10 protein-coding genes are annotated in these 8,261 nt (G+C 66.9%); 2 read left to right on the forward strand and 8 right to left on the reverse strand.

The window, feature by feature from the left end; genetic code table 11:
• Positions 1–16: 16 nt before the first annotated feature.
• The 7 genes from KF871_RS17465 to KF871_RS17495 are packed head-to-tail and all read right to left on the reverse strand — an operon-like array spanning position 17 to position 5,236.
• Positions 17–940 (reverse strand): hypothetical protein, encoded by a 924-nt coding sequence (locus KF871_RS17465; protein ID WP_291145510.1) that lies wholly within the window; start codon positions 938–940, stop codon positions 17–19.
• Entirely contained in the window at positions 937–1,605 is a 669-nt protein-coding gene (locus KF871_RS17470) for an acetyltransferase (protein ID WP_291145513.1), read from the reverse strand. Before KF871_RS17470 ends, KF871_RS17465 begins: the two co-directional genes overlap by 4 nt.
• A complete protein-coding gene (locus KF871_RS17475) occupies positions 1,602–2,228 on the reverse strand; it encodes a class I SAM-dependent methyltransferase (protein WP_291145515.1) in 627 nt (208 codons plus the stop codon). Before KF871_RS17475 ends, KF871_RS17470 begins: the two co-directional genes overlap by 4 nt.
• The gene (locus tag KF871_RS17480; protein ID WP_291145518.1) at positions 2,225–3,052 is read right to left on the reverse strand and encodes a phytanoyl-CoA dioxygenase family protein; all 828 of its coding nucleotides are present in this window, start codon (positions 3,050–3,052) and stop codon (positions 2,225–2,227) included. The genes KF871_RS17475 and KF871_RS17480 overlap by 4 nt, the downstream gene beginning before the upstream one ends.
• A 42-nt stretch (positions 3,053–3,094) precedes the next feature.
• Positions 3,095–3,790: a WbqC family protein gene (locus KF871_RS17485; RefSeq protein ID WP_291145521.1), complete on the reverse strand. Its 696-nt coding sequence runs from the start codon at positions 3,788–3,790 to the stop codon at positions 3,095–3,097.
• Entirely contained in the window at positions 3,787–4,431 is a 645-nt protein-coding gene (locus KF871_RS17490; protein WP_291145523.1) for an MBL fold metallo-hydrolase, read from the reverse strand. Before KF871_RS17490 ends, KF871_RS17485 begins: the two co-directional genes overlap by 4 nt.
• 1 nt (position 4,432) lies before the next feature.
• Complete coding sequence (locus tag KF871_RS17495; protein WP_291145526.1) at positions 4,433–5,236, reverse strand: exodeoxyribonuclease III; 804 nt, start codon at positions 5,234–5,236, stop codon at positions 4,433–4,435.
• Here KF871_RS17495 and pyrE point away from each other — a divergent pair.
• Entirely contained in the window at positions 5,235–5,933 is a 699-nt protein-coding gene (gene pyrE / locus KF871_RS17500) for an orotate phosphoribosyltransferase (protein ID WP_291145528.1), read from the forward strand. The two genes, KF871_RS17495 and pyrE, sit on opposite strands and share 2 nt — an antisense overlap.
• A 32-nt stretch (positions 5,934–5,965) precedes the next feature.
• Positions 5,966–6,601 (forward strand): DUF4124 domain-containing protein, encoded by a 636-nt coding sequence (locus KF871_RS17505; protein WP_291145530.1) that lies wholly within the window; start codon positions 5,966–5,968, stop codon positions 6,599–6,601.
• A gap of 52 nt (positions 6,602–6,653) precedes the next feature.
• Here KF871_RS17505 and gatB read toward each other — a convergent pair whose 3' ends face one another.
• Entirely contained in the window at positions 6,654–8,105 is a 1,452-nt protein-coding gene (gatB, locus tag KF871_RS17510) for an Asp-tRNA(Asn)/Glu-tRNA(Gln) amidotransferase subunit GatB (RefSeq protein ID WP_291145533.1), read from the reverse strand.
• Positions 8,106–8,261: the final 156 nt, after the last annotated feature.

Here is an 8,261-nt window from a genome sequence, read left to right on the forward strand (position 1 = left end):
TGCCCTTGCGACGTGCTCAGTCGCCCTCCCATTGCGCCAGGCCGAAGCCGCTGCGGCCGTGGCCATTGCCGTTGTAGAGCATGTAGCGTTGACCGCCGTGCGTCCACACAAAGGGGTACTCGACCATCTCGCTGTCCCAGCCGTCGGCCGACACATCGATGCCGGCCTCGTCCAGACACAAGCACCAGGCCAGACCGTCGGCGCTGCGAGCGCGGCCGATGCGGTAGGCGCACCCGGGCGCACCGCGGTAGGAAAACCACATGTCGAAGCCGCCACGGTCGTCGACCACCACCGTCGGGCGCGAGAAGGCCTGCGCACGGCCAAGCTGGAACGGCACCGACAGGCCCTCACGCGTCCAGTGTCGGCCGTCCACTGACGTGGCGGCGTTGATCACATGCAGCATCTCGCCGTTGCCCGCGTCCCAAGCCAGCGTGGAGCCGTACCAGAGGCGCCAGGTGCCGTCGGCCAGGCGCAGCGACCAGGGGTAGGACAGGCTCATGGGATCGGTGGCGTCGACGCCCATCCAGGGGCGATCGCCATCGAGCGATAGCGAGAGATCGTTGCCCACGCGCAAGGCACCGATGTCGCCTCGCCAATGACCACCTTCGGGCGTTTGCCAGCCCATGAAGAGCATCCAGGTCTGTTCACCCACGGTGTGCAGACAGCCGATGCTCACGCCGGCTTCGAAGAAGCTGCCAGGCGGACCATGAACGAAAAATGGCTCGGCGTGCACCTGCACCACCTCGCCCCGCACCACGTCCACATCGACCGCTCCGACCGAGGACCGGTTGGCGCTGTCGCGTCCGCTATAGAAGACCCGGTACACGTCGCCCGCCAGGTGCACCGGCAAGGGGTTGGCCGCGTGCGTGGCCAGTTTGGGATGCAGCGCCACCGACGGCGGCGCGTACACGCAGCCGCGCTTGCGCCAGCGTCCGTTCATAGCTTTCTCAGCCGCGTGCTGGGCACGCGCGAGCGCTCGGTGGCCTGGCCGATGTAGACACCCTCGGGCTCGGCGTCGGCCAGCAACAGGGCGCCGGCGCCCACCACGCAGCGCGCACCGATGGTGATGTGATCGCGCAGTGTGGCGTTGACGCCGATGAAGCACTGCTCGCCGATGTCCACCCCGCCCGAGACCACCACCTGCGACGCCATGAACACGTGGTCGCGGATGACGCTGTGGTGGCCGATGTGGTTGCCACTCCAGAGCGTGACGTTGTGGCCGATGCGCACGAACGGCTGGATGGTGTTGTCTTCGAGGATGAAGGCGTTCTCGCCGATGGGTTCCTCGCTGAGCACGCTGGCGCGGCTGCTGACATAGCTGGCGATGGGGTAGCCCAGGGCCTTGCACGCCTCGTACTTGCTGCGGCGCACGCCATTGAGGGCCGAATAGCTCAATGCAATGAAGCACTGGTGCCCGGCCGCGGGGTAGCGCGCAGCCACCTCTTCGAAGGGCACGACGGGCAGACCTTCAAAGTGGTCTTCCTTGACGTAGGCGCCATCGACGGTGAAGGCCTTGGGGCGCAACGTCGAGTCGCGCCTGAAGTAGAAGGCCGCCAGCTGCGCGATGTCGCCCGCGCCGAAGATGATCAGGTCGCTGCTGCTCATGGCTTCCTCACGATCACGGTGAACTCGTACAGGCCGTAGTCGTGCAACAAAGCCACCTGCCGGCTGTAGCGCGTCTTGCAGTGGTGAAACAGCGCGCAGGGGTCGGCGTAATGCAGATCGGCACGCATGCGGTCGGCGTCCGAGTAGCTGGTCAGGCAGTTGAAGGCGAAGCCGCGGCGCGTGCTGGCGTGCATCGTGTCCAGCGTGTCGAGCACATAGGCCCGCCATTCGTCCTCGCTGCGCGACAGGCGCACGTTGAAGATGCCGCTGGCCACCGCGTAGTCGACCGGTTGTGCCGGCCGGGCGCCGAGCTCGAAACGCGCCAGCGGGTCCGCACCGTGGCGCTCGCGCGCCGCCGCCACCATCGGGGGTGACACATCCAGGCCCAGGTAGCGCAGCTTCTGGAACCGCGGCCGCAAGGTGTCGAGCAGTGCGCCATAGCCGCATCCCAGGTCCAGCAGTTCGCCTTCGCCATCGGGGGCAACCACCTGCAGCAGTTGCGCAAAGCGCAGCCGCTGTCCTTCTTCGCCGTTCCAGTCCACCCCCTGCGGCGTGCTGCCGTGCTGCGCCAGCCTGTCGGCGTAGTAGCCGGCCACCTCGTCGAGCAGCGGTGCCTGGTTCATTGCAACCCCCGGCGCGCCAGGTATTCGTCGATGCTGCGCGGCTCCTCGGTACCGAGACCGAACAGGCTGCGCTGCTGCGCACTGAGTGAGCCATCGCCCGCGAAGCCGGCGCTCAATCCGATCTGCTGGCGGATGTGCGGAATGGCGTAGACGTGGTTGATGGCGCGGCGCGCGCGCGGGCTGTGGTTGACGCCGCCGCAGTGAAAGGTCATGGCGTCGAGCACGATGAAGGCGCCCGCGGGGGCCGAGACCTGCACCGCGTGTTGCTTCAGGTCGGCGTCAGACGCAAACGCGGCCTGGGTGTGCGAGCCCGGCAGCACCCAGGTGGCACCGTTGTCGGCGCGGAATTCGTCGAGGCAGAACAGCGCATTCACCGCGATCGGACGATCGGCCACGAAGTGCTGATACGGCAGATCGCGGTGCCAGGCGCCCTGGTTGTAGGCCTGCCCGCTCGGGTTGATCACCCCGTTCTGCTGGTTGAGGATGAAGCGCCCGGTGATGAGCTGCCCGACCAGCGCCAGCATGCGCGGCCAGCTGGCCAGGCGCACGAACCAGGGCTCGCCCTGCAGCAAGGGGGCGCGAATGGTGTTGTGTTCGTCGATGGCGGCCATGCGGGCCGCACCGTGCACGGCCAGGTACCGCTCGTGCAGCCGGTCGAACGCGGCCGACAGCTCGCCCAGTTCGGCGGCACTCAGGCCGGCGTCGATCACGCAGTAGCCCACGCGGCGCAGCTGTGCCGCGGCCGACGACAAGGCATCGGCGTCGGTGGCTTGGTCGAGCACGCCGTAGCGCGCCAGCGGGACGGCGGCGTCTGCGGGGCTCATGGGGCTGCCTTCAGGGCCTGCATGAGCGCGAGTGTAGGTCGCTCAATCCCGCGGGTAGCGCAGGAAAAGCGGGGCATCCGGCCCGCAATTGAAGAGCAGATCGAGCACGCTGACCCCGTGCACGAAGGGCCCCCAGAGCTGGGGGTACTCCGGGAAGCCGGTGTAGTCGAACCAGCGCAGGGCGATGCCGGCGGCCTCGAACAGGGCCGGGTCGAGGTAGTCGCGCGCGGCCGGGCCCGAGATGTATTCGGTGGCGCCGGCCTGGCGGCACAGGCTGACCAGGCGCTCGGTCTTGCCCTCGTCGAGCCGGTAGTCCCAGCTGTTGCTCAGGCGGGTGGTGATGCCCAACTGGCCGCAAATGGCTTCGATGAAGCAACGGTTGAGCACCGAGAGGTGGGTATGCGCCGGACCCCGGTACAGCGGCTCCAGCCATGCGGCGGTGGCGTCGAAATGGCGGGCGCGCCGGTGGTTTTGCACCAGCGCCTTCCAGTGGTCCTCGCGCCAGTCATCGCCGTCGATCTCGGTCTCGCGGATGGTCTGCAGGAACTTGCCCTTGGCCTTCACTGGCACCGTCAACCATTGCAGGCCCTGCGGCGTCTTGATCTGGTTGCGGTTGCGCCAGTCACGGCGCGTGTACTGCATGTCGTCGTAGAGGATGAACTCGTCAACGGCGGCGATCAGGTCGAAGTAGCCCTTCCAGGGGATGTAGTTGGACTGCAGGATCGCGACGCGTTTCACGCCCGCGCCTCACCCACGTAGGGGTTGAACCGCCGCTCCTCGCCGAAGGTGCCCTCGGGTCCGTGGCCCGGGATGAACACCGTCTCGTCGCCCATGGGCCACAAGCGCTCGCGGATGCTGGCCAGCAACTCGGCGTGGTTGCCGCCGGGGAAATCGGTGCGCCCGATGCTGCCGGCAAACAGCACGTCGCCCACGAAGGCGCGTTGTGCCTCGGCGCAGTGGAACACCACATGCCCCGGCGTGTGGCCCGGGCAGTGCCGCACGCTCAGCGTGCAATGGCCGATCTGCACCGTGTCGCCGTCGTGCAGCCAGCGCGTGGGCGTGAAGGACTCTGCGGGCGGAAAGCCGAACATCGCGCCCTGCTGGGGCAAGGCGTCGATCCAGAACTGGTCGCCCTGGTGCGGGCCGATGATGGGCAGCGACAGGCGCCGGGCCAGCTCGGCAGTGGCGCCCGCGTGGTCGATGTGCGCGTGGGTGAGCCAGATGGCTTCGAGTTTGACGCCCAGGCGCTTCACCTCGGCCAGCAGCCGCTCGATGTCGCCACCCGGGTCGATGATGGCCGCGGCCTTGGTCTCGTCGCACCAGACGATGGAGCAGTTCTGGGCGAAGGCGGTGACGGGGACGGTGGCGTAGCGCAGCATGTCAGAGCTTGAAGTCGTAGCCGATGGTGAGCGGCGCGTGGTCGGAGAAGCGCTGGTCCTTGAAGACCGACTCGGTCCTGGCGTGGGCCGCCAGGGCCGGCGTGGCCAGGTGGTAGTCGAGCCGCCACCCCACGTTGTTGGCCCAGGCCTGGCCGCGGTTGCTCCACCACGTGTAGCAATCGGCGGTGGTGTCCGGCCGCAGGTGGCGGTACACGTCGACCAGACCACCCTCGCCCAGCAGCCTGGTCATCCAAGCGCGCTCCTCGGGCAGGAAGCCGCTGTTCTTCTGGTTGCTGCGCCAGTTCTTGAGGTCGTTCTGGGTGTGGGCGATGTTCACGTCGCCGCACAGAATGAGCTCGCGATCGCGCTTGAGCGCCTGCAGGTGCGGGTAGAACGCGTCGAGAAAGCGGTACTTGGCCTCCTGGCGCTCCGGGCCCGAGGAGCCGCTGGGAAAGTAGGCGCTGATGATGGACAGCTTGCGCTGGGGGGTGTCAAAGCGCAGCTCGGTGTAGCGGCCTTCGGCGTCGAACTCCGGCGAGCCAAAGCCGCTGATCACCGCGCTGGGCTCGTGCCGGGTGTAGACCGCGGTGCCCGAGTAGCCCTTTTTCTCGGCAAAGTGAAAGTGCCCGCGCAGCCCGGCCAGGGCCTCGAAGCGGCCGGCCACATCCGGCGCCTGCGCCTTGACCTCCTGCACACAAATACAATCCGGCGCACTTTTCGCCAGCCAGTCTTCGAGGCCCTTGGTGGTGGCCGAGCGGATGCCGTTGAGGTTGAGGCTGGTGAGTTTGAACAAGGAAGATCCCATGGTGGTAGACGGCAGCGCCGGAAACGAGACACTGGCCCAGGCCTTCGTGCGGTTCTGCGTGGGCGCGGGCGCGCTCAAATTCGGTGAGTTCAAGACGAAGGCCGGCCGGCTTTCGCCCTACTTCTTCAATGCCGGCCTGTTCGACGATGGCGCCAAGCTGGGGCAGCTCGCCGGATTCTATGCACGCGCCCTGCTCGACAGCGGCATCGCCTTCGACATGATCTTCGGCCCCGCCTACAAGGGCATTCCGCTGGGGGCGGCGGTGGCGATCGAGCTGGCCCGCCTGGGCCGCAACGTGCCGTTCGCCTACAACCGCAAGGAAGCCAAGGACCACGGCGAAGGCGGCACCCTCGTGGGCGCGCCGCTCAAGGGGCGGGTGCTGATCGTCGACGACGTGATGAGCGCCGGCACCGCAGCGCGCGAATCGATCGCCCTCATCCAGGCCGCCGGCGCCACGCCAGCGGCGGTGGCCATTGCACTCGACCGTCAGGAAAAGGCCACCGAGGTCGGCGCCGACGGCGTGGTTCGCGACGTGGATCACAGTGCGGTGCAATACGTGCAGCGCCAGCTCGGCTTGCAGGTTTGCGCGATTGCCCGGCTGGACGATTTGCTGCAGTATCTGGCCGCTCAGCCCGGCAATGACGTCGCCGAGCACCGCGAACGTGTGCTGGCCTACCGCGACCGTTACGGTGTCTGACACCCCTTAAACGCCCACCCCTGCCCAGCTCGATGAATCTCCGCTCCACCACCGCTTTGCTCATCGGCCTGGCCTGTGCGGGGGGTGCCTGGGCGCAGGCGCAGAGCATCTACACCTGCATAGACGCCAAGGGCAGACGCATCACCTCCGACCGCCCCATCGTCGACTGCCTCGACCGCGAGCAGCAGCGCCTGGGCAAGACCGGCACGGTGCGCGAGGTCATTCCGCCCAGCTACACCCGCGAAGAACGCGAGAAGCTCGAAGCCCAGCGCCGCATCGACGCCGAGAAGGAAGCCCGCATCCAGGAAGAAAAGCGCCGCGACCGCGCGCTGCTGGTGCGCTACCCCAACCAGGCGGTGCACGACAAGGAGCGCGCCGAGGCGCTCAACCAGATCGACGAGGTGATCGCCGCGGTCAACAAGCGCGAGGTGGCGCTGGCCGATCAGCGCAAGGAGATCGACACCGAGTTCGAGTTCTACGCGGCCGAGCCGAACAAGGCGCCGATGTGGCTCAGGCGCAAGCGCGAGGACAACGAGAAACAGGTCGAGGTGCAAAAGCGCTTCCTGGCCGACCAGATCCAGGAGAAGGCGCGCATCAACGCCCGCTTCGACGAAGAGCTGGTCAAGCTCAAGCAGCTCTGGGCGTCCCAGGCGTCCATCGGGCGCTAGAGCGCAGCGTCCTCCTCAAGCCAACGGGGGCCGTTCAGGCCCCCGTGCCGTTTCAGCCCAGCTTGGCGCGCAACAGGTCATTGACCTGCTGCGGGTTGGCCTTGCCCTTGCTGGCCTTCATGACCTGCCCGACCAGCGCATTGAACGCCTTGTCCTTGCCGGCGCGAAACTGCGCCACCATGTCGGCGTTGGCGGCCATGACCTCGTCGATGATCTTCTCGATCGCGCCGCTGTCGCTGACCTGCTTGAGGCCTTTCGCGTCGATGACGGCGTCGACATCGCTGCCCTCGCCCTTCCACAGCGCATCCATCACCTGCTTGGCGGCGTTGTTCGACACCGTGCCGTCGGCAATGCGTTTGAGCAGCGCCGCCAGTTGCGGCGCGTCCACTGGCACCTCGGCGATGTCGCGCTCCTCGCTGTTGAGGCGGCGCGAGACCTCGCCCATGACCCAGTTGCTGGCCATCTTGGCCTGGCCACTGTCCCTGGCCGCGGCCTCGAAGTAGGCGGCCATGGCCGGGCTCTGGGTCAGCGTGGTCGCGTCGTACTCCGGCAGGCCGTACTGCTGCACGAAGCGATCGGCCATGGCGCGCGGCAGCTCGGGCATGGCCGCCTCGACCTCGGCCACCCAGTCGCGCGAGATCACCAGCGGCGGCAGATCGGGGTCGGGGAAGTAGCGGTAGTCGGCCGCGTCTTCCTTGGTGCGCATGGCGCGGGTCTCGCCCGTGTCGGGGTCGAACAGCACGGTGGCCTGCTGGATGGCGTGGCCGTCCTCAATCTGCTCGATCTGCCAGCGCACCTCGTAGTCGATGGCCTGCTGCATGAAGCGGAAGCTGTTCAGGTTCTTGATCTCGCTGCGTACGTCGAAATTTTCCTGTCCCCGCGGCCGGATGCTCACGTTGGCGTCGCACCTTAGACTTCCTTTTTCCATGCTCAGGTCGCTTACGCCCAGGTAACTCAGGTTGCGCTTGAGAGTGGTCAGGTAAACGTAGGCTTCCTCGGGGCTGCGCAGGTCCGGCCCGCCCACGATCTCAATCAGCGGTGTGCCGGCGCGGTTGAGATCCACCAGCGTACCGGTTTCCATGTGGATACTCTTGCCGGCGTCTTCTTCGAGGTGGGCGCGGGTGATGCGGCAGATTTTGGGGTTGCCGGCCTGGTCCATCAGGGGCAGCTGCAGCTCGCCGTCAAAGCACAATGGCTCGTCGTACTGGCTGATCTGATAGCCCTTGGGCAGGTCAGGATAAAAGTAGTTCTTGCGGTCGAACTTCACGCGATGCGCGATCTGACAATTCAGTGCAAGCCCGACACGGATGCCGTACTCGACGGCCAACCGGTTCACCATGGGCAGTGCGCCGGGCAGGCCAAGGCACACCGGGCAGGTCAGGCTGTTGGCGGGCGAACCAAACTGCACGGCGCAGCCGCAGAGCATCTTGCTGCGGGTCTTGAGCTGCACGTGAACTTCCAGGCCGATCACAGGCTCAAAGTCAGTTTTGGTCGCGGTAGTCATCGTTGCTGATTGTGGATTGAGGCGCAGGGCTTGACCAGCACAGGCCAGGCGGCGCTATCGAATCGAGGGCAGAAGTTGAAGCAAGGCCTTGATGTCCGCGGCCTCGTAATCGGGTACGTCCTTGAGGTCACGGGGCTGTTGACGTGTGCCGTAGCG

Origin of the sequence: Hydrogenophaga sp., from assembly GCF_019635465.1 — a bacterium.
GTDB lineage: Bacteria > Pseudomonadota > Gammaproteobacteria > Burkholderiales > Burkholderiaceae_C > Hydrogenophaga.

Bases quoted from the DNA above. Each gene is read 5' to 3' on its own strand.
- KF871_RS17495 (WP_291145526.1), bottom strand. From the start codon at position 5,236: ATGGGATCTTCCTTGTTCAAACTCACCAGCCTCAACCTCAACGGCATC.
- gatB (WP_291145533.1), bottom strand. From the start codon at position 8,105: ATGACTACCGCGACCAAAACTGACTTTGAGCCTGTGATCGGCCTGGAA.
- pyrE (WP_291145528.1), top strand. From the start codon at position 5,235: ATGGTGGTAGACGGCAGCGCCGGAAACGAGACACTGGCCCAGGCCTTC.
- KF871_RS17505 (WP_291145530.1), top strand. From the start codon at position 5,966: ATGAATCTCCGCTCCACCACCGCTTTGCTCATCGGCCTGGCCTGTGCG.
- KF871_RS17480 (WP_291145518.1), bottom strand. From the start codon at position 3,052: ATGAGCCCCGCAGACGCCGCCGTCCCGCTGGCGCGCTACGGCGTGCTC.
- KF871_RS17470 (WP_291145513.1), bottom strand. From the start codon at position 1,605: ATGAGCAGCAGCGACCTGATCATCTTCGGCGCGGGCGACATCGCGCAG.
- KF871_RS17475 (WP_291145515.1), bottom strand. From the start codon at position 2,228: ATGAACCAGGCACCGCTGCTCGACGAGGTGGCCGGCTACTACGCCGAC.
- KF871_RS17490 (WP_291145523.1), bottom strand. From the start codon at position 4,431: ATGCTGCGCTACGCCACCGTCCCCGTCACCGCCTTCGCCCAGAACTGC.
- KF871_RS17465 (WP_291145510.1), bottom strand. From the start codon at position 940: ATGAACGGACGCTGGCGCAAGCGCGGCTGCGTGTACGCGCCGCCGTCG.